This window comes from Stenotrophomonas sp. GW821-FHT01H02A (assembly GCF_059422145.1).
The window spans coordinates 286,618-306,004 of the sequence record NZ_JBWKWI010000004.1; the positions used below are offsets into that span (position 1 = coordinate 286,618).

The 19,387-nt window shown below is 65.9% G+C and carries 18 protein-coding genes; 3 read left to right on the plus strand and 15 right to left on the minus strand.

The annotated features are described in order from the left end of the window. Position 1 precedes the first annotated feature (1 nt). A complete protein-coding gene (locus AC07WC_RS08595) occupies positions 2-2,128 on the minus strand; it encodes a TonB-dependent receptor family protein (RefSeq protein WP_495209632.1) in 2,127 nt (708 codons plus the stop codon). A 176-nt stretch (positions 2,129-2,304) separates the two neighbouring features. Here AC07WC_RS08595 and AC07WC_RS08600 point away from each other — a divergent pair, with 176 nt between their 5' ends. The 3 genes from AC07WC_RS08600 (at position 2,305) to AC07WC_RS08610 (ending at position 5,511) form a co-directional block, all read left to right on the plus strand. Then, positions 2,305-3,507, plus strand: coding sequence for an amino acid aminotransferase (locus AC07WC_RS08600; RefSeq protein ID WP_495209633.1), 1,203 nt, complete (start codon positions 2,305-2,307; stop codon positions 3,505-3,507). A gap of 167 nt (positions 3,508-3,674) precedes the next feature. Further along, complete coding sequence (locus AC07WC_RS08605) at positions 3,675-4,691, plus strand: class 1 fructose-bisphosphatase (RefSeq protein ID WP_495209634.1); 1,017 nt, start codon at positions 3,675-3,677, stop codon at positions 4,689-4,691. Between the two features lie 109 nt (positions 4,692-4,800). Beyond that, entirely contained in the window at positions 4,801-5,511 is a 711-nt protein-coding gene (locus tag AC07WC_RS08610; RefSeq protein WP_495209635.1) for a 2OG-Fe(II) oxygenase, read from the plus strand. On the opposite strand, the gene AC07WC_RS08615 is transcribed toward AC07WC_RS08610, so the two are convergent. The 14 genes from AC07WC_RS08615 to recF all read right to left on the minus strand — a co-directional run bounded on the left by AC07WC_RS08615 (position 5,512) and on the right by recF (position 19,355). After that, positions 5,512-5,877, minus strand: coding sequence for a hypothetical protein (locus tag AC07WC_RS08615; protein WP_495209636.1), 366 nt, complete (start codon positions 5,875-5,877; stop codon positions 5,512-5,514). Positions 5,878-5,978: 101 nt separating this feature from the next. Further along, positions 5,979-7,070: a PA0069 family radical SAM protein gene (locus AC07WC_RS08620; protein ID WP_346481163.1), complete on the minus strand. Its 1,092-nt coding sequence runs from the start codon at positions 7,068-7,070 to the stop codon at positions 5,979-5,981. Between the two features lie 263 nt (positions 7,071-7,333). After that, positions 7,334-8,077 (minus strand): pyridoxine 5'-phosphate synthase, encoded by a 744-nt coding sequence (locus tag AC07WC_RS08625; RefSeq protein ID WP_495209637.1) that lies wholly within the window; start codon positions 8,075-8,077, stop codon positions 7,334-7,336. A gap of 4 nt (positions 8,078-8,081) precedes the next feature. Next, positions 8,082-8,342 (minus strand): hypothetical protein, encoded by a 261-nt coding sequence (locus AC07WC_RS08630; RefSeq protein ID WP_421100025.1) that lies wholly within the window; start codon positions 8,340-8,342, stop codon positions 8,082-8,084. A 68-nt stretch (positions 8,343-8,410) separates the two neighbouring features. Further along, positions 8,411-9,871, minus strand: a complete 1,461-nt coding sequence (gene cls / locus AC07WC_RS08635) for a cardiolipin synthase (protein WP_495209638.1) — start codon at positions 9,869-9,871, stop codon at positions 8,411-8,413. Positions 9,872-9,986: 115 nt separating this feature from the next. Next, positions 9,987-10,400 carry an ExbD/TolR family protein gene (locus AC07WC_RS08640; protein ID WP_019184057.1) on the minus strand — a complete coding sequence of 138 codons (414 nt, stop codon included), beginning with the start codon at positions 10,398-10,400 and terminating at the stop codon, positions 9,987-9,989. A 3-nt stretch (positions 10,401-10,403) separates the two neighbouring features. After that, entirely contained in the window at positions 10,404-10,829 is a 426-nt protein-coding gene (locus AC07WC_RS08645) for an ExbD/TolR family protein (protein ID WP_019184056.1), read from the minus strand. A 57-nt stretch (positions 10,830-10,886) separates the two neighbouring features. Continuing rightward, complete coding sequence (gene exbB, locus AC07WC_RS08650; protein WP_019184055.1) at positions 10,887-11,645, minus strand: TonB-system energizer ExbB; 759 nt, start codon at positions 11,643-11,645, stop codon at positions 10,887-10,889. A gap of 86 nt (positions 11,646-11,731) precedes the next feature. After that, entirely contained in the window at positions 11,732-12,400 is a 669-nt protein-coding gene (locus AC07WC_RS08655; protein ID WP_019184054.1) for an energy transducer TonB, read from the minus strand. Between the two features lie 146 nt (positions 12,401-12,546). Then, positions 12,547-13,743 carry a heme biosynthesis protein HemY gene (locus AC07WC_RS08660; RefSeq protein ID WP_495209639.1) on the minus strand — a complete coding sequence of 399 codons (1,197 nt, stop codon included), beginning with the start codon at positions 13,741-13,743 and terminating at the stop codon, positions 12,547-12,549. A gap of 142 nt (positions 13,744-13,885) precedes the next feature. Continuing rightward, positions 13,886-14,692: a M48 family metallopeptidase gene (locus AC07WC_RS08665; protein ID WP_495209640.1), complete on the minus strand. Its 807-nt coding sequence runs from the start codon at positions 14,690-14,692 to the stop codon at positions 13,886-13,888. Between the two features lie 72 nt (positions 14,693-14,764). After that, positions 14,765-15,616: a CPBP family intramembrane glutamic endopeptidase gene (locus tag AC07WC_RS08670; RefSeq protein ID WP_495209641.1), complete on the minus strand. Its 852-nt coding sequence runs from the start codon at positions 15,614-15,616 to the stop codon at positions 14,765-14,767. A 67-nt stretch (positions 15,617-15,683) separates the two neighbouring features. Continuing rightward, positions 15,684-18,143, minus strand: a complete 2,460-nt coding sequence (gene gyrB / locus AC07WC_RS08675; protein WP_495209642.1) for a DNA topoisomerase (ATP-hydrolyzing) subunit B — start codon at positions 18,141-18,143, stop codon at positions 15,684-15,686. Between the two features lie 114 nt (positions 18,144-18,257). Then, on the minus strand, positions 18,258-19,355 hold the full coding sequence (gene recF / locus AC07WC_RS08680; RefSeq protein ID WP_495209643.1) for a DNA replication/repair protein RecF: 1,098 nt from the start codon (positions 19,353-19,355) through the stop codon (positions 18,258-18,260). Positions 19,356-19,387: the final 32 nt, after the last annotated feature.

Genomic DNA, 19,387 nt, shown 5'->3' on the forward strand with positions numbered 1-19,387 from the left:
TTCAGGGCGCCCACTGCCACTGCAGGCCCACGTTGTAGCGGCGCTCCGGTCCGGGCTCGAAGAAGCGCTGGTTGCCATCGTTGACGATCACCGAGCCGATGTAGCGTTGGTCCAAGGCATTGTCGATCCGCGCGAAGGCACGCAGCGTGCCCTGTGACGTAGTCCAGCGCCGCGACACTTCCAAGTTGAGCAGGGCGTAGCCCGGCGCGCTTTCCGTGGCCAGATCATTCACCACGGTGTCGCTGGAGGCCACCAGTTCGGCCGCCCACTGCCACGGACCCGGGCGATACTGCACCCGCGCGTTCCACTGTTGCCTGGGCACGCCGGGCAGGCGAGAGCCGGCAGCCACCGTGTTGCAGCCCGTGGCCGCGCACAGCGCATACGGGTCACGCACCGAGGCCTCGATCCAGGTGTAGGCCAGCGAGAGATCCGCCCGCGCGCCCAGCGGCTGCACATAGCTGGCCTCCGCGCCTTGGCGGCGGGTGCGGCCGATATTGCGGTAGGTGCTGCGGCCGCCCGTGTTGCTGGCCACCGCCAGTTCGTCATCGGTATCGGCGCGGAACAGCGCGGCCTCGACCTGCGCGCCACTCTGCCCATGCCATTTGCTGCCCACTTCCAGGTTGCGGCTGCGCGCGGCCGAGAGATCCAGCGCCAGCCCGGCCTGGCCATCGGCGCGGTAGCCCAGCTCGTTGAAGGTCGGGGTCTCGAAGCCGCGGCCGGCCGAGGCATACAGCCGCCATGCATCGCTGGCGCGGAACACCACGCCGGCCACCGGGGTGGTCGCCTGGTAACGACGCGACCCGCTGTCGTCGGGATTGCCGGCGGTGATGTAGTGGTCGTTGGAGCGGAACCGGACCGTGCTGTGGCGCACCCCCAGCAGCAGCGACCAGCGCGGCGCCCACTGCCACCACGCCTGCGCGAACTGGTCCACGTTCTCGACCCGGTCGCTCTGGTCACGGCGCAGACGGCCCTTGATGCCGACCTGATCCCCAACAAAGTTCTCGTAACCACGGCGATCCTGCTGCTGACGGTCGGCATTGGCGCCGATCACCACATCCAGCGGTCGTCCGGCCCAATCGCCGTGCCAGGCCCAGCGCGCGTCGAGACCGCCGTAATCACCGTCCAGATCGATCACCCCGCCGGCATGCAGTGGATTGGCCTGCGGCCCCGGCGGGATCGCCAGGTACTGCTCGACGCTGCGCTGGCCGGCATAGCCCATCGCACGCCAGGTCTGCGCGCCTTCGGTGCGGGTAAAGACCAGCCCGGCCTGGGCCTGGCGTACGGATTTGCGGGTGTTGTACTGGGTGGCCACTGCGGTGGCCTGGCGCGGGTCCTCGCGCACCTGGACCCGCGTGAGGCCAAGCGGGTCCTGCGCGTCGGGCGCATCGAAGTAGTTCAGGACCAGATCCAGCTGGCCGCCGCCGACATCCGTACCCAGGCGGGCGTTGACCGATTCGCGCCGGGCCTGGCTGTGGTCGCGCCAGCCATCGGTGCGGAAGTGGTTGGCGGCCACGTTGTAGCGGATCGGTCCCTGCACGCCGCGCAGCTGGGCGCCGGCGCTCACGGTGTTGTCGCTGCCGGTATCCACCCGCAGGCGCCATGGATCGCCGTCGGCGCCGTCCGCGCTCCAGACCTGGACCACGCCGCCGGAGGAGTTGCCGTACAGCGCCGAGAACGGACCCCGCAGCACCTCCACGCGCTGCGCCGAGAGCAGGCTGGCGTGCGAGAGCTGGCCCTGGCCGTCGGGCATGGTGGCCGGCACACCGTCCACCAGCACGCGCACACCGCGCACACCGAAGGTCGAGCGCGCGCCGAAGCCGCGGATCGAGAGCTGGGTGTCCTGCGCGTAGTTCTGCCGATCGCGGGCGACCACCCCAGGGATGCCGTTGAGCGCCTCGGAGAGCTGGGCCAGCGGGCCGGTACGGTCCTCGTCCACCCAGACCGTGCTCAGCGAGGCCGGCAGGTCGATATCGGCCACCTGCGCCACGCGCGCGGCCTGGACCTGGACCGTGGTCAGCCGCTCGATCGGGGCGGCGGAGGCGGGGGTGTTCTGGGCCTGCGCCAGCGATGGCAGCAACACGGCCGAGGCCAGTGCACAGTGGCGGGCCAGCGGGGTAAGACGGAGCATGCGGGGCGGGATCCTCGGTGAATGGGCGTGCCGCACGCCATGGTACGGAAGGGGACGTGACGACCGCCTCGGCGCCCTCGGCAGGGCTTTGTTACGATGGGTCGGTTTTGGCTGATTCTGCCGCCAAATCTGCGTCGCGCCACCCTCCCCCTTCCGTCATCCGAATGAGTACCGCCGTGTCCTTCTTTGCAAATGTGGAACTGGTCCCAGGCGACCCGATCCTGGGCCTGACCGAGGCTTACAACGCCGACAGCCGTCCGATCAAGGTCAACCTGGGCGTGGGCATCTATTACGACGAGAGCGGCCGCATCCCGCTGCTCCGCGCCGTGAACAAGATCGAACAGCAGCTGGCGAATGACGCCAAACCGCGCGGCTACCTGCCGATCGACGGCCTGCCGGCCTACAACCAGGCCACCCGCGAGCTGGTCTTCGGCAAGGACTCGCCGCTGCTGGCCGCCGGCCGCGTGGCCACCTCGCAGACCATCGGCGGCAGCGGTGCGCTGCGCGTCGGCGCGGACCTGCTGCACAAGCTGCTGCCGCACGCCACCATCGCCATCAGCAACCCGAGCTGGGAAAACCATCGCGCGGTGTTCGGCGCGGCCGGCTTCGACGTGGTCGATTACACCTATTTCGATGCCGCCACCCATGGCGTGGACTTCGACGGCATGCTGGCCGACCTCGGCAAGCTGCAGCCGGGCACCGTGGTGCTGCTGCACGCGTGCTGCCACAACCCGACCGGTGCCGACCTCACCGTCGCGCAGTGGAAGCAGGTGGCCGAACTGCTGAAGGACCGCCAGCTGTTCCCGTTCATCGACATGGCCTACCAGGGCTTCGACAAGGGCATCAGCGAAGATGGCGCCGCCGTGCGCATCATCGCCGAGGCCGGCATCGACAGCTTCGTGGTCGCCAACTCGTACTCCAAGTCGTTCTCGCTGTACGGCGAGCGCATCGGCGCGCTGTCGGTGGTCGCCCCGGACGCGAACGCGGCCAAGGCGGTGCAGTCGCAGGTCAAGCGGATCATCCGCACGATCTACTCCAGCCCGTCCAACCACGGTGCGGCATTGGTGTCCGGCGTGCTCAACAGCGTCGAGCTGCGTCAGGTCTGGGAAGCGGAACTGACCGAGATGCGTGAGCGCATCCACGCCCTGCGCCATGGCCTGGTGGAAAACCTGGTCGCCGCCGGGGCACCGGAGTACGCCTTCATCAACGACCAGGCCGGCATGTTCTCGTACTCGGGCCTGAGCCGTGCCCAGGTGGACCGCCTGCGCGACGAGTTCGCGATCTACGCCGTGGGCACCGGCCGCATCTGCGTGGCCGCACTGAACCAGGGCAACCTGGAGTACGTGGCCAAGGCCGTGGCGACCGTCAGCAAGGGCTGAGCGGCATCGCCCCGGTGAGGAAGAACGGCCGCCCTGTGCGGCCGTTTTTCTTTGCCGCGCCGGTAGCGCGTTGCGCGCGGTGGGAACGGTTACGGCGACCGGCGCCTCGTAATGGCTCCGGCGAAGGGCGACAATAGGCGCTTCCCCTTTGAAGGCCGCCTGATTCCATGTCCCAGACGTCGCTGACCCGCTATCTGATCGAAGAGCAACATGCCGGCCGCATCAACGCCGATCTGCGCCAGCTGATCGCGGTCGTTGCCCGCGCCTGCACCAGCATCTCCATCGCGGTCAGCAAGGGCGCGCTGGGCGGTGTGCTTGGCGAAGCCGGTACCGGCAACGTGCAGGGCGAAGCGCAGAAGAAGCTGGACGTGATCAGCAACGAGATCCTGCTGGAAGCCAACGCCTGGGGCGGTCACCTGGCTGCCTGTGCCTCCGAAGAAATGGATCACTGCCAGCCGGTGCCCGACACCTACCCGCGCGGTGACTTCCTGCTGCTGTTCGATCCCCTCGATGGCAGCTCCAACATCGACGTCAACGTGTCCGTCGGTACCATCTTCTCGGTGCTGCGCTGCCCACCGGGCACCGAGCAGCCCAACGACGCCAGCTTCCTGCAGCCGGGCACCGCGCAGGTCGCGGCCGGCTACTGCATCTACGGGCCGAGCACGCAGATGGTGCTCACCGTTGGCCACGGCACGCATGCGTTCACCCTGGACCGCGAGAAGGGCGAGTTCGTGCTGACCACGCCGGACATGCAGATCCCGGCGGACACCCAGGAGTTCGCGATCAACATGTCCAACCAGCGGCATTGGGAAACCCCGATGCAGGGCTACGTGCAGGATCTGCTGGCCGGCAGGGAAGGCGCGCGCGGCAAGAACTTCAACATGCGCTGGATCGCCAGCATGGTCGCCGACGTGCACCGCATCCTGACCCGCGGCGGCATCTTCATCTACCCGTGGGACAAGAAGGATCCGTCCAAGGCCGGCAAGCTGCGCCTGATGTACGAAGCCAACCCGATGGGCCTGCTGGTCGAGCAGGCCGGTGGCGCCGCCACCACCGGCCGCGAGCGCATTCTCGAGATCCAGCCCGATCAGCTGCACCAGCGCGTGCCGGTGTTCCTCGGCTCGCGCAACGAGGTGGAAGAAGCCACCCGTTACCACCGCGAACACGACAGCGCGGCAGGTTGATTTCCTACACAGGGCTGGCCGATCGGTCAGCCCTGTTGTGACGTGGCAACGGCGTGACATCGGCCACGGCAGCGGTCACCATCGGCCATTCGTGCCCACGGACAATCCCATGACTGCCGACGCGCCGCTCGATTTCATCGAAGTAATCCACAACGCCGTTCCCAACGAGGTCTGCGCGGCCCTGCAGGCCCAGATGCGATCCAGTGCGCAGTTGCAGCCGGGCGAAGTGGGCAGCGGTGTGTTCCCGGAACTCAAGCACAGCAAGGATCTGCGCATCAGCGGGCGCCCCGAGTGGCGGCAGGCCGAAGCGGTGCTGCAGCAGGCGGTTTTCAAGGGTTTGCTGACTTATCTACGCCGTTATCCACAGGCCTTGATCTCGCCGTTGATGTTGCAGATCCAGGACAGCCAGGGCCAGCCGCGCCGGTTGGCGGCCGAGGATTTTCCCGACATGGACGATGCCACCTTGTCGGATCTGGCCCGCACCTGCCTGCGTCCCGGTGCCATCAATCTGCAATGGTATGCGGCGGGCGAGGGCGGCTATCCGTACTGGCACTGCGAGCTGTATCCGCGCGATCCGGCCGGCGAAACGCTGCACCGCCACCTGCTGTGGACGCTCTATCTCAACGACGATTTCGACGCCGGCGAAACCGAGTTCCTGTTCCAGGGCCGCAAGATTGCGCCGCGCACGGGCAGCCTGTTGCTCGCACCGACGGCGTTTACCCACACGCACCGGGGTAACCGGCCGCTGGGTGGGGACAAGTTCATTGCGACGAGCTGGGTTCTTTTCCAGAGTGCGCAGAAACTGTTCGGAGCAGACTGATCAGCGTGTCGCCACCAGCAGCACGGCGCCAATCACCACCGCGACCGCCAGCACCATCACCGTGACCAGCACATTGCGCCCGGTGCGCTTCGCCTTGGCCTTCAGCCCGGCCAACACGTCCAGATCCAGATACAGACGATCACTGCCCGCGTCGCGGATGACCCCGTTGTCGCGGTAGTACTTTAGCGGTATCTGCAATGCAGGGTCGATGGTGTCGGCCGCGATCGCACTCTGCGGAGACAGCGCCTGACGTCCGGTGAAGTGTGCGATCACCGCGTCGCGCTGCTGCTGCACCGCTGCGGTGATGGCGGCATTGATCGCGATGCTGGCCGCGTTCGACGCGGCCGAGGTGGCTGCCGATGACATGTGGATCCCCCTGGATATCCGATGTGGACGTCAGGCCACCGCGGCGCGGCGCCTGGGCCCGATTGTTGGGCGGGCGCGCCCTAAAGTCCATCGGGGGCTGATCAGAACAACGAGCCCTGCGGTGACTCCGCCCGCGGCGGCAACGGTCGCAGGAAGCGGGTGCAGTCCAGCTTCGGCCAGTGGCTGTGCTGCGCATCGAAGCCCAGGCGCTTGCGGGCCAGCTTGAAGCGGTTGGACAGCAGGTCGGCGTAGACGCCTTCGCCGCGCATGCGCGTGCCGAACTGGCTGTTGTAGTCCTTGCCGCCGCGCAGCTGGTTGATGGTGCTCATCACGTGCGTGGCGCGGTCTGGATGGTGGGTGTCGAGCCAATCGCGGAACAGTGGCGCCACTTCCAGCGGCAGGCGCAGCAGCACGTAGCCGGCGGTGGAGGCACCGGCATCGTGGGCGGCCTCGAGCACGGCTTCCAGTTCGGCATCGTTGATCCACGGAATCACCGGCGCGACCATCACCCCGACCGGGATGCCGGCATCGCTCAGGCGACGCATCGCGCGCAGCCGTGCATGCGGGGCCGAGGCGCGCGGTTCCAGCTTTGCCGACAGATGCGGGTCCAGCGAGGTCACCGAGAAGTGCACACTGACCAGGTGCTTTTCAGCCAGCGGTGCGAGCAGGTCGATGTCGCGCTCGACCAGCGCGTTCTTGGTGATCAACGAGAACGGGTGCTGCGTTTCGAGCATCACCTCGATCAGCTGACGGGTGAGTTTGAGCTTGCGCTCGATCGGTTGGTAGGCGTCGGTGTTGATGCCCAGTGCGATCGGCTGCGGCACATAGCCGGGGCGCGAGAATTCCTTGCGCAGCAGCTGCGGCGCATTGGTCTTGGCGAACAGCTTGGTCTCGAAGTCCAGACCGGGCGAGAGATTGAGATAGGCGTGCGAGGGCCGGGCGAAACAGTACGAGCAACCATGCTCGCAACCGCGATACGGGTTCACCGACTGGCTGAAGCCGACGTCCGGCGATTTGTTGCGGCTGATGATGCTGCGCGCGGTCTCGGCGCGCACTTCGGTACGCAGCCGCGGCGCGGCGAACTCCTCGCTTTCGTCCGGCGCCCAGCCGTCGTCCATCGCTTCGCTGACGGTGACCTCGAAGCGGCCCGCCAGATGCGTGCGGGAACCTCGGCCTTTGATCGCAATACCCATGGTCAAAGGCTATTGCCGTGAGGTCTCAGGAAATGAGACGTCGTCGCCGGGCGCAGCGGGCTATAGGAGATATCCATGGTTAGTATTATTACTAACCACAGGCGTAATTGGAAGTGAAACCCTTGGCAGCAAAGGTTTGCCGGCGGAGGGAATCGGATTGATCCCCAAAATTATCCACAGGGAGGGAGCGCCTGCCAGAGCCGACCAACGGTCGGCTCCTACCGGATCTCGGGCACGTTACGCGGCATGGGGACGCACCGGCATCAGAGCAGCCGCAGATACCCCTTCACCGTGGCATCCAGCCCGTTGTACAGCGCCTCGCTGATCAGGGCGTGGCCGATGGAGACCTCCAGCACGTCGGGTACCGCCTGCAGAAACGCCGCCAGGTTGTCCTGCGACAGGTCATGCCCGGCGTTGACCCCCAGGCCGGCCGCCTGCGCACGCCGGGCTGCATCGGCGAACACGGCCAGCATGGCCGTGGCGTCACCAGCGGCATGGGCCTCGGCGTAGGGGCCGGTGTAGAGCTCCACGCGGTCGGCCCCGATCCCGGCGGCTTGGGCGAGGTCGGGATTGCCGGCGTCCACGAACAGGCTGACCCGGCACCCGTACGCCTTCAACTCGGCGATCAGCGGGCGCAGGCGCTGCGCATCACGGCCGAAATCGAAGCCATGGTCGGAGGTGAGCTGGCCATCGCCATCCGGCACCAGGGTGGCCTGGGCAGGGCGGGTCTGCGCGCACAGCGGCAGCAGCCCGGGGTAGCCCTCGCGCGGTGGCGCGAACGGGTTGCCCTCGATGTTGAACTCCACCCCACGCTCGGCCGTCAACGCGGACAGCGCCAGCACGTCCTCGGCGTGGATGTGGCGGCGGTCCGGGCGCGGGTGCACGGTAATTCCGTGCGCACCGGCATCCAGGCACGCACGGGCAGCCTGCAGCACGTCCGGGTCGGTGCCGCCGCGCGAGTTGCGCAGGACGGCGATCTTGTTCACGTTGACGCTGAGTTGGGTCATGGCACTACGAGGGGTCGGATTCACCCTGAGCGGTCCGGGTACGCGCCTGGAGGGCGAGCTCCCGCAGCCGACGGAGTTCGTTGGGATCGGTGATGGCCGCGCGGGTGGGCTGCACATCGCCGAAGCGGGCCACGTAAAGGCCGCGGACCCACGCCAGCAGGAACACCAGGGTGCCCAGCAGCGACAGCGCCATCAGCCCCATGTGGGGGGTCTTGAGCGCCATGCCGAAACAGGCCAGCGCGAACAGCAGAAACAGCCAGTACATGTCGTTCTCCCCGATTGACCGGGCCAGTGTAGCGCCGGCGCCGGGTGTGGTTCCACGGGGAGCGATGGCTACAGCAGCGGCGAGGCCAGGCGCGCGAAGGCCTCCGGCACACGGTGCCGCCACAGCGAGCGCTGGCGATCGTTGCGCACCGGTGAGGCACTGCTGTACTCGGCCAGCAGGATCTCGGCCAGCGCCGCCACCCGGCCGGTGTCGCTGATCATCATCGACAGCTCGAAATTGAGCCGGAAGCTGCGGTGATCGAAGTTGGCGCTGCCGACGATGCACACGTCGTCATCGGCGATGAAGGCCTTGGTATGCAGCATGCGCGGGCCGTATTCGTAGATCTTGACCCCGGCCTGCAGCAGCTCGTCGAAGTAGGAGCGCGCGGCCTGGGTAACGAACCAGGAGTCGCTCATCTTGGGCACCAGCAGGCGCACGTCCAGGCCACCCAGCGCGGCCGAGGTCAGTGCCATGCGCGCGGCTTCGCCGGGGACGAAGTAAGGCGTGACCAGCCAGACCCGCTCCTTCGCTTCGTGGATGGCGGCCACGTGCAGGCGATGGATGGTTTCCCATGAGGAGTCCGGGCCGGAGACCAGCACCTGCGCGTTGATGCTGCCCTCGCTGCGGCTGGGCATCGTCTCCGGCCACAGCTGCGCGATGTTGAAGCGCGCCGGTTCCTGGCCGGTGGCGTAGATCCAGTCCTCGATGAAGACCAGCTGCAGGCTGCGCACCACGTGCCCACGCAGGCGCATGTGCAGATCGCGATACGCATCCGGGCGTACGCTCTCATCTTCCTCATCGGTGATGTTGATGCCGCCGGTGAAGGCCTGCAGGCCGTCGACGATGACCAGCTTGCGGTGCGTGCGCAGGTTCAACCATGGCCGCTTGAACGGCTTGAGCAGCTGCCGCGGATGGAACCAGACCACCTCGGCACCGGCATCCAGCAGCGGCTGCAGGAAGCGTTTGCGGATGGAGGAGGAGCCGACCGCATCCAGCAGCAGGCGTACCCGAACCCCTGCCGCGGCACGCTCGGTCAGCGCATCGCGCAGCGCGGTGCCGGCGTGGTCCGGATTGAAGATGTAGTACTCCAGGTGCAGGTGATCCTGCGCCTTGGCCACGGCGGCCAGCAGCGCGCTGTAGGTGGCCGCGCCGTCGACCAGCCACTCCACTTCGGTGGCCGAGCTTGGCGACAGGCCGGTGGTGGCCTGCGCGATCTTGGCCAGCTCGGTGCAGTCCGCGTCCGGTGGGCAGACGCTGCTGTAGTGCTCCATGCCCGAGCGCGAGCGGCCACGGCGCAGGCGCTGCCGCTTCACCTTCTGCGGGCCGAGCAGGTAATAGATGAAGAGGCCCAGATAGGGCAGGGCCGCCAGCGAGAGGATCCAGCTCAGCGTGGCGACCGGCTCGCGCTTCTGCAGCATGATCCAGCCGGTCAGCCACAGCAGATACAGAATGTAGGCCGCCACCATCAGGGGGCGGAGGTGGGGGATGGCGTCCAGCCAGTCCCCGAAGACGTCGAAGGTTGCGAGCATGGCCGGATCATAGCGGGCGGCGTGCCGCCGGCGTGTATCGGCGGCGGTCGGCACAAAAAAAACGCCCCTGTTTCCAGGGGCGTTTTCCAGTCGCGTCATGACTGCGTCTTGCGTATTACTGCTGCACGAAGCCGATCTTCTTCATCTGAGCATTCTTCGCGGCAGCCAACACCTTGGCCATCACGTCGTACTCGGAGTCCGGGCTGGCATCGATGCGCAGTTCCGGCTGGTTGGTCGGATCACGCTGGACTTCCTGCTCCATGCGCTGCTGCAGCTCGCTCACAGCCACGGGGCTGTTGTTCCACGACACCTGGTTGCTGGCGTCCACCTTCAGCTCGATCGGCGGCGGCGGTTCGACAGTCACCGGCGGTGGGTTGAGCACGCGCTGCGGCAGGTCAACGGCGATCGGGTACGTCATGATCGGCGCGGTGACGATGAAGATGATCAGGAGCACCAGCATCACGTCCACGAGGGGCGTGACGTTGATGTCGGCCATGGGGCCTTTGTTACCACCAGTACTGAACGCCATGGCTTACTGCCCCTTCTCTTTGGTGGCGACGAAGCCAACGTCGAGCATGCCCTGTTCCTGCGCGATCTTCGTCATCTCGTTGATGACGCGCATCTTGGTGGTGCGATCACCACGCAGGTTGAGGGGCGGCTGCGGGGTCTGCTGGGCGGCGGTCGCCAAGCGCGACTCGAGCGTCTGCTTGTCGATTTCCTCGTCGTTCCAGTAGATCGAGCCGTCTTCCTTGACTGCCAAGGTGATCGGGCTCGAACGCTTCTCAGCGTCTTCCGGATTCTGCACCAGGTTGGCCTCAGGCAGATCCACCTTGACCTTGTGGGACATCAGGGGCGCCGTGATGATGAAGATGATCAGCAGCACCAGCATCACGTCCACGAGGGGCGTAACGTTGATGTCGGCCATGGGGCCGCCGCTGTTACCACTACTGAAAGCCATAACGGGCTCCGTCTAGATCGTGTTGACTACGTTCTCGCTGGGTGACGCGCGTCGCTATTAGCGAACGCGCGAACCGGTGGCGAAGAAGTCGTGCAGGTCGTGAGCGAACGTATCGAACTTGCTGATCGTGGCGCTGTTGATCTTGCTGAAGAAGTTGAAGGCGAACACGGCCGGGATAGCCACGAACAGACCGATGGCGGTCATGATCAGTGCTTCACCCACCGGGCCGGCAACGGCGTCGATCGAGGCGGAACCGGTGGCACCGATCTTGATCAGCGCGCCGTAGATGCCCCACACGGTACCCAGCAGACCCACGAACGGAGCGGTCGCGCCGACGGTGGCCAGCAGGGTCATGCCCGACTGCAGGTTGTTGCTTTCGCGGGTCACGGCCTGACGCAGGGCGCGATCGACGAACTCCGAACGGCTCAGGTTTTCACCCAGGCCACCCGAGGTGCCGCCTTCCGAACGCTGGTGGTGCGCAGCAGCCTGTGCAGCGTCCAGAGCGATCTTGGAGAAGGGCTCCGAAGCCGGCTGTTCTTCCATCGCACGGATGGCGTCCTGGGCGTTCGGGGTGTCCCAGAACAGGCTCACGACCTTGTCGGCAGCAGCCTTCAGGCGGGTGGCGCGGAAGATGTTGATGACGGTCCAGTACCAGGACATGGCCGACATGATGATCAGGGTCAGCAGCACGACCCAGGAGACGGCGAAGTCACCCGGCTGGGTGGTCATCTCGTGGATCAGGTGCTCGAAGCCCATCTGCGACAGGGCGTTGGAGTTGCCCCCGGCAGCAGCGGCGATGAAAAGTTCCTGCAGCATGACGCTTACCTTTGTTGTGTGTGGTGATAAAGGGTATTGCTAGAAATAACCGCTAGGGGCGGTGGCCGGCGGGCCACCGGCCACTATCAGTTCAGCGCAAAGTTGACCGGGACGCGAACGCGACCTGCGACCTTCTTCCCGCCCGATTCCGCGGAACGGAAGCTCCACTTGCGAGCTGCTTCCATGGCGGCGCGGTCAAGGTCACGGTTACGGCTGGACTTCTCGACCGACACATTGGTGACGTTGCCATTGGCATCGACGTCAATGATCAGGATGACTTCACCCTGGATACCAGCACGGAACGCGGCCGGCGGGTAACGCGGGGGGTTCATGTTCTTCGACGAGATGTCGACGCTTGCCTCGATGGTGCTCGGCGGCTGCGGCGGCGACGGCGGCGAAGGCGGCGTGACGATGTCGGTCGGACGCGGGTCCGGGATATCGACCACAGGAGCCTGCGGCGGCGGCGGAACCGGGGACGGCTTCGGCGGCGACAGGTTCTTCACCGGCGGCGGCGGGGTGTCATCCGGCGGCGGCGGCGGCGGCGGCGGTGGGGGCGGCGGCGGAGCGTCGACCAGGGTCACCATGATGTTGCGTTCTTTCTCCGCGACGGCCTTGGGAGCCACAGCCGGGATCAGAAGCATCATGAAGGCGGCGAGATGCAGTGCGATTACAAAAGCGATACCCACGATACGCGGCCAGGAGAGGCCGGTGTCATCGCGTTGTTCGTACCTGTGAACGACTAGTTGTTCCGTCATGCGCCAAGAGCTCATTAGTGGGGCCGGGATACCCGGGGACAGGTAGCCCATGATCAGCGGTGCATGACACCGCAGGAACCTCCAAGCTTATACCAATCCTGAGCGCCTGCGCATCACTTGTGCAGGCGTTCAGGCGTTATTCCTACTTACTTCAGGTTGATGATTTTCTTGGCATCCGCCTGGTTCTTCACACCCTTCGCCAGCGCTTGCTGGGCGGCCTGCTTGGCCTCCGGAATGCGACCTTCCGAATGCAGCACGCGTGCCAGATTCAGGTAGGTCTCGCCGTCCTTGGAAAGCGGGGCAGCCTTCTGCCACGCCTCGATCGCCTTGTCCGTCTGCTGCGGGTCGGAGTAGTAGTACGCCTGGGCCAGGGCCAGGTATACCTGATAGTCCGGCTTCAGGATGTTTTTCTGCAGGCCATCATTGATAACGGCAATGACGTCCTTTTCTTTGTTCTCGCTGTTGGCGTAGATCGAGTACAGCTGCTTGTACTCGCGCTCGTCGGTCAGCTGGCCGGCCGTGTAGAGCTTGCCCATCACCGCGCCGGCCTTGTCCATCTGGTCGGCCTGCATGTACATGCTGGCCAGGTTCAGCTGGGCCTTCTTGTCGTTCGGGTTCTTGGCGGCCAGCGCTTCGGCCTGCTTGACCGCTTCACCGGTCTGGCCGGCTTCGGCCATGGCGGCCATCAGCAGCTGGTTCCAGTTGTCCTTCGGCTCGGGCGAGGCGGCGATGGCCTGCTGCAGCACCGGGACGGCCTCGGCGTAGCGCTCGGCCTGGTACAGGGCCTGACCCTTGGCGATCAGCTCTTCAGGCTTGTTCGACTTGGTCTCGGCGAAGTACTTGTCCAGAGTCGCCAGGCCTTCGTTGATCTGGTCGTCCTGCAGCTGCAGCTGGCCGAGCATCAGCATCGACTGGTAGTGGCCGTTGTTGTCCAGGCCGCCGAGCTGCAGCACCTGCTCGAGGTACTTCTTGGCCGCGGCGACGTCATCCAGCTGGTAGGCCGCCTGCGAGGCGAGCTGCGCGGCCAGCGACTTGTCGTAGGTGTTGGCAGCGGGGTTGGCCAGGATTTCGTCGGCCTGCGCGCGCGTCTCCGGGAACTTCTGGTCGTTGTAGCTGTCAATCAGTTTCTGCAGCTTCGGGCCGACCTTGGCCGAGGACTTCTGCTCCGGCTCCTGGCGGGTCGCCTCCGGGTAGAGCACTTCTGCCTTGGCCTGCTTCTTGCCGCCACGGTTGCCGCGTTCCGAGGAGCGGGACTGGGCGAAGGCATCGGTGATCATGGCGCCACTTACAGCGGTCGCGATGAGGACGGAAAGGACGGCTTGCTTGTGGTTGCTGAAAATCATCTTTCACCTCGATCGAACCGCCGCAGCGGCATCAAAACGGACTGTCAGAAAAATCTGAGCCGCCAAACGTATCAGAAACTGATGGCGTGAGAAATCGTTTCCGATGCTGCAATACAGCATCTTTTAGTCGTATGCGGGCGCGTCAACCGCACTTCGGCCGCCGTCCGGCGGCCTGGGCCTGTTGGTATACACCACTCAGGGAGGGCGCGTCTCGCTGCAGTTCGCGGATCCGGTTGGCGGGATCGGGATGGGTGGACAGCCACTGCGGTGACCGGCCGCCGCTGGCAGCCATCATGTTCTGCCACAGGTCCACCGCTTGGGCGGGGTTGAAGCCGGCCTCGGCCATCAGCCGCTGGCCGACGATATCGGCCTCGCTTTCCTGGGTCCGCGACCCCGGCAGCAGGAAGGCCGCCTGGGCGCCGGCACCGCCGAGCTGGCTGACGGTACTGGCCGCGCCTTCACCGTAGGCGGCGCCTGCCAATGCGCCAAGCACCGACAGACCGGTCTGCGCCCCCATCTGGCGGGTGATGCGTTCTTCGTGGTGGCGGGAGATGACGTGCCCGATCTCGTGCCCGATCACCGCAGCCAGCTGATCCTGGTTCCTGGCGACGGTGAAGATGCCGGTATTGACCCCGACTTTGCCGCCCGGCAGGGCGAAGGCATTGGGCTCCTTGTCGACCATCAACGCCGTCTCCCACCGTACGCCACGGTACTGTGGGGGCAGCTGGGCGACCAGCGCGTTCACCACGCACTGCACGTAGGCGTTCTGCTTCGGATCCTTGCTCAGCGTCCCCTTGGACTTGGTCTCGGTGAAGGCCTGTGCGCCGAGCTGATCCAGCTCGGCCTGCGATACCCCGCCGATCATCTGGCGGCGACCGGTCGGCGAGGTCGTGGTGGCGCAAGCGCTCACCAGCATGGCGATGGCGATTCCCAACAGCACCGGTTTCATGTGCGATCCCCCGTGTTCATATGCGCAGTGTGGAACGTGGCGACGTAAATTTTCGTCAAGCCGCGTGGTCGATCATTGGATGCCCAGGAACATCAGCGCCGCCAGCGCGATGCCATTGTTCAATGCATGCGCGGTGATCGGCGCCCACAACGTGCCGGTGCGCTGGTAGAGCCACGCGAAGGCCGCGCCCATGCCGCCGTAAACCAGCCAGAGCTGGGCGATTTCCCAAGGACCGTTGGCGCTGGTGCCGGGAATTTCATGCACGAGGGCGAAGGCCAGGCTGCTCAGCAGCATGCCCAGCAGCGGTCGACCGGCCTGCCACAGGCGCCCGAACAGGACCCGGCGGAACAGCAGTTCTTCATAGGCCGGCGCAAGCACCACGGCAAACAGCGCGAGGAACCACGGGAAGCGGGTCATCGCCTGTTCCATCAGCGCCAGATTGGTCGGCACCGGTTCGATGCCGCCCTGTTTGGCCAGCCAGGCAATCAGGTTGCTGCCGATGATCACCCCGGTGGCGACCAGCAGGGTCCAGCCCCACGTGGAGGGACGACGCGCCGCCTGGAAGGAGAGTGTCCGCTCGGCGGGCGTCGCGCGACGGCGGAAGAAATACAGCACCAGGGCCGCGCCACCGGTGGCCACCAGGGCCATGAGGATCTGGGCGAGGGCACCGGGTTGGCCGAGCTGCTGGGCGAGCCCGGCAACAGCGGACGCATCCGCACCGTCGCGCGCGGCCTGGTAGCCGACGATGGCCCCCCGATACAGGCCCCAGATCAGCCCGCTGATCAGACTCAGCGAAAGCAGTACTGCCGCGCCGATGCCCAGATCGATGAAGAACCCCGCGAGCGGGGAACCCGGCCTGCGCGGCGATGATGGAACGGCGGGAGGCAACGGAGGCGTCATGGACGCCGGGGTGGTAGCGGACATCGGATTCCTGGCATCGGGGAGCGATGGCCGGCCGGGGTCGCACCCGGCCGGCCTTGCCCCGATTGTGTCAGATATCCAGGTTGGCGACCTTCAGCGCGTTGTCTTCGATGAAGTCACGGCGCGGCTCGACCACGTCGCCCATCAGCGTGCTGAAGATCTGGTCCGCAGCCACGGCATCTTCGATCCGCACCTGGAGCAGTCGACGGGTGTCGGGATTGACCGTGGTGTCCCACAGCTGCTCGGGATTCATTTCACCCAGACCCTTGAATCGCTGGATCTGGCGGCCCTTCTTGGCTTCATCCAGCAGCCAGTTGCGTGCCTCTGCGAAACTGCCGATCTCGGCCGATTTGGCCCCGCGGCTGATCTTGGCACCGGCGCGGACCAGACCGTGCAGCAGCAGCGAGGACTGGTGCAGGGCACGCAGTTCGCCGGTTTCGAATGCGGCCAGCGGCAACACCTGGATCAGCTGTTCGCCCATGTGGCGTCGGGTGACCAGCACGGCAGCCGGACGCTCGTCGGTCGGTTCCTGCAGTTCCAGCGTGTAGCGCGGCGAACCGAGGCTGCCCTGGTTGAGGCGGGTCGCGAGCGCGGCCAGGCCTTCGTCGGCGCCGGCCTTGCGCAGGTGCTCCAGGTCCATCGGGGTGAAATCGATCAGCGCTTCCAGCACCTGGCGATCATAGCGATGGCTGTTGCGCGCGATGGTCTCCTGCGCCGAGGCATAGGAAAGCAGCAGCTTCTCCAGCGCCACGCCTTCGATGCCCGGCTCGCTCTCGGCCGGGATCAGCGACGCGTTTTCCACGGCGCTGCTGGCCAGATATGCATCCAGCGCCGGGTCATCCTTCAGGTACAACTCCTGCTTGCCCTGCTTGATCTTGTAGAGCGGCGGCAGGCCGATGTAGATGTGGCCACGCTCGATCAGTTCCGGCATCTGACGGTAGAAGAAGGTCAACAGCAGCGTACGGATATGCGCGCCGTCGACGTCGGCATCGGTCATGATGATGATGCGGTGGTAACGCAGCTTGTCCGGGTTGTACTCGTCCCGGCCGATGCCGGTGCCCAGCGCGGTGATCAGCGTACCGACCTGGTCCGAGGCAAGCATGCGGTCGAAGCGGGCGCGTTCCACGTTGAGGATCTTGCCGCGCAGCGGCAGCACGGCCTGGTTTTTGCGGTTGCGGCCCTGCTTGGCCGAACCACCTGCCGAGTCACCCTCGACGATGAACAGTTCGGACAGCGCCGGATCCTTTTCCTGGCAGTCGGCCAGCTTGCCCGGCAGACCGGCGATATCCAGCGCGCCCTTGCGGCGGGTCAGATCGCGCGCCTTGCGGGCCGCTTCACGTGCACGCGCCGCGTCCACGATCTTGCCGGCAATCGCCTTGGCTTCGTTCGGGTTTTCCTGCAGGAATTCTTCCAGACGCGCACCGAACGCACTTTCCACCGCCGGGCGCACGTCCGAGCTGACCAGCTTTTCCTTGGTCTGGCTGGAGAAGCTCGGGTCCGGCACCTTCACCGACAGCACCGCGATCATGCCTTCGCGCATGTCATCGCCGGTCAGGTTGATCTTGGCCTGCTTGGCGATGCCGTTCTGCTCGATGTAGTTGTTGAGCACACGGGTCAGTGCACCGCGGAAACCGGCGAGGTGGGTACCGCCGTCCTTCTGCGGAATGTTGTTGGTGAAGCAGTACATCGTTTCCTGGTAGGAATCCGTCCACTGCAGTGCCACGTCCACGACGATGCCGTTGGACTCGCCAGTGACCGAGATCACGTTCGGGTGCAGCGGCGTCTTCAATTGCGCCAGGTGCTCCACGAAGCTGCGGATGCCGCCTTCGTAATGGAAGTCGTCGCGGCGGCCATCGCCGCGCTCGTCGACCAGCACGATCTTGACGCCGGAGTTCAGGAAGGACAGTTCGCGCAGGCGGCGGGCCAGGATGTCGTAGTGGAATTCCACGTTGTCGTGGAATGCCTTCACCGACGGCCAGAAGCGCAGGGTGGTACCGCGCTTGGTGCTCGCTTCGACCTGCTTCAGCGAGTTGACCGCAGCACCATCCGCGAATTCCTGCTGGTAGTGGAAACCGCCCTGGTAGATATCCAGCAGCAGCTTCTGCGAGAGCGCATTGACGACGCTGACGCCGACGCCGTGCAGGCCGCCAGACACCTTGTAGCTGTTGTCATCGAACTTGCCACCGGCGTGCAGGACCGTCATCACCACTTCGGCGGCAGAGACCTCGCGATCGAGCTTCTTGCTCATCTGCTCATGCTTGCCGGTCGGGATGCCGCGCCCGTTGTCCGACACCGAGACCGAACCGTCCGCGTGGATCATCACCGACACATGGTCGGCGTGGCCGGCCAAGGCTTCGTCGATCGAGTTGTCGACGACCTCGAACACCATGTGGTGCAGACCGGTGCCGTCATGGACGTCGCCGATGTACATACCAGGACGCTTGCGGACAGCCTCGAGGCCTTCCAGGGCGGTGATGCTGTTGGCGTCGTAGTTGCCGCTGTTTGCGGGGATGTTCTGTTCTTCAGTCATTGCGCTTGCCGTAGGCTCCGCAGGTCGGTCCGCCGCGGTGAGGCGGGGCGCCGAGTAATAAGGGGTTGCAACAGCAATTATACCAGCCGGGCACCGTGGCCCCTGGGGGGACCACTATGGCACAGGCTGGACCTGTCCATGTTCCACGTGGAACCGGGTGATATCCGTTGCGTCCATCAGCGCCGCCGGAACTTCGGTGGCGGTGATGAAGATCTGTGCCGGGCCGGCCTTCAGCCGCTCCAACACCCGCGCCTGATGATGGCGATCCAGCTCCGAAGACAGGTCGTCCAGTGCAATGACCGGCCATTCGCCGCGCTGCTCGGCATAGTCTTCCGCCTGTGCCAACAGGCAGGTGAGGGCGGTCAGCTTGGCCTGGCCACGTGATAGCGCATCCCGGCCGGGGATGGCCTCAAACCCGACACTCCAGTCGGCCCGATGCGGCCCCACCGAGGTGTAGCCGGCCATCCGGTCGCGCTCGCGGGCCAACAACAGGGCGTCGGACAGCGACAGTTCCTGTTTGCGCCAGCCGGGGCTCAGGCTCAGCGACTGGATACCCAGATTCGGGGCCAGTATGGCGGCCAGTTCCACGGTGCGCTCCTGCAGCCGCTCCAGGTAGTGCTGCCGCCGGGTGGTCAGCGGTTCGCCGGCCTCGGCGAGCTCGCGATCCCACGCGTCCAGGGCATAGGGATGCCCTCCCTGTTTGAGCAAGGCATTGCGCTGCTTGAGTGCGCGCGAATACCGCCGCCACAGCCCCATGAAGTCTGGTTCCACGTGGAACAAACCCCAATCGAGGAACCGACGTCGGGGCTCGCCACCGCCACTGACCAGGGCGTGGCTGCCGGGTTCGAAGGTCACCACCGCCAGCGCGGCGCAAAGCGTCCCCAGCTGGGCCACATCCTCCCCGTCCAGTCGACCTTTCCATTCCTGACCGCTGTGGCGCAGCCCGGCCTTGCGCCGCGTCGGAGTGTCCGCACCTTCGCGCTGCTCCTCCCATTCCACGAAGACATCCAGCGCGTCCCGGCCCTGCCGCACCAGCCCATCCCGTACACGTCCGCGGAAGCTGCGCCCGTACGCCATGACATGCAACGCCTCCAGGACACTGGTCTTGCCGGCGCCATTGTCGCCGGTGATCAGATTGATGCCCGGTTGCGGTGCCAGTTCGACGGTATCGAAGCGGCGGACCTGGTGCAGGGACAGACGGCGGATATGCATACGGACGATCAACGCCGCACGGGGCGGCAGAC

Bases quoted from the DNA above. Each gene is read 5' to 3' on its own strand.
- AC07WC_RS08605 (WP_495209634.1), top strand. From the start codon at position 3,675: ATGTCCCAGACGTCGCTGACCCGCTATCTGATCGAAGAGCAACATGCC.
- AC07WC_RS08665 (WP_495209640.1), bottom strand. From the start codon at position 14,692: ATGAAACCGGTGCTGTTGGGAATCGCCATCGCCATGCTGGTGAGCGCT.
- AC07WC_RS08610 (WP_495209635.1), top strand. From the start codon at position 4,801: ATGACTGCCGACGCGCCGCTCGATTTCATCGAAGTAATCCACAACGCC.
- AC07WC_RS08625 (WP_495209637.1), bottom strand. From the start codon at position 8,077: ATGACCCAACTCAGCGTCAACGTGAACAAGATCGCCGTCCTGCGCAAC.
- AC07WC_RS08620 (WP_346481163.1), bottom strand. From the start codon at position 7,070: ATGGGTATTGCGATCAAAGGCCGAGGTTCCCGCACGCATCTGGCGGGC.
- AC07WC_RS08660 (WP_495209639.1), bottom strand. From the start codon at position 13,743: ATGATTTTCAGCAACCACAAGCAAGCCGTCCTTTCCGTCCTCATCGCG.
- gyrB (WP_495209642.1), bottom strand. From the start codon at position 18,143: ATGACTGAAGAACAGAACATCCCCGCAAACAGCGGCAACTACGACGCC.
- exbB (WP_019184055.1), bottom strand. From the start codon at position 11,645: ATGCTGCAGGAACTTTTCATCGCCGCTGCTGCCGGGGGCAACTCCAAC.
- AC07WC_RS08615 (WP_495209636.1), bottom strand. From the start codon at position 5,877: ATGTCATCGGCAGCCACCTCGGCCGCGTCGAACGCGGCCAGCATCGCG.
- AC07WC_RS08645 (WP_019184056.1), bottom strand. From the start codon at position 10,829: ATGGCTTTCAGTAGTGGTAACAGCGGCGGCCCCATGGCCGACATCAAC.
- cls (WP_495209638.1), bottom strand. From the start codon at position 9,871: ATGCTCGCAACCTTCGACGTCTTCGGGGACTGGCTGGACGCCATCCCC.
- AC07WC_RS08630 (WP_421100025.1), bottom strand. From the start codon at position 8,342: ATGTACTGGCTGTTTCTGCTGTTCGCGCTGGCCTGTTTCGGCATGGCG.
- recF (WP_495209643.1), bottom strand. From the start codon at position 19,355: ATGCATATCCGCCGTCTGTCCCTGCACCAGGTCCGCCGCTTCGATACC.
- AC07WC_RS08655 (WP_019184054.1), bottom strand. From the start codon at position 12,400: ATGACGGAACAACTAGTCGTTCACAGGTACGAACAACGCGATGACACC.
- AC07WC_RS08670 (WP_495209641.1), bottom strand. From the start codon at position 15,616: ATGTCCGCTACCACCCCGGCGTCCATGACGCCTCCGTTGCCTCCCGCC.
- AC07WC_RS08595 (WP_495209632.1), bottom strand. From the start codon at position 2,128: ATGCTCCGTCTTACCCCGCTGGCCCGCCACTGTGCACTGGCCTCGGCC.
- AC07WC_RS08640 (WP_019184057.1), bottom strand. From the start codon at position 10,400: ATGGCGTTCAGTACTGGTGGTAACAAAGGCCCCATGGCCGACATCAAC.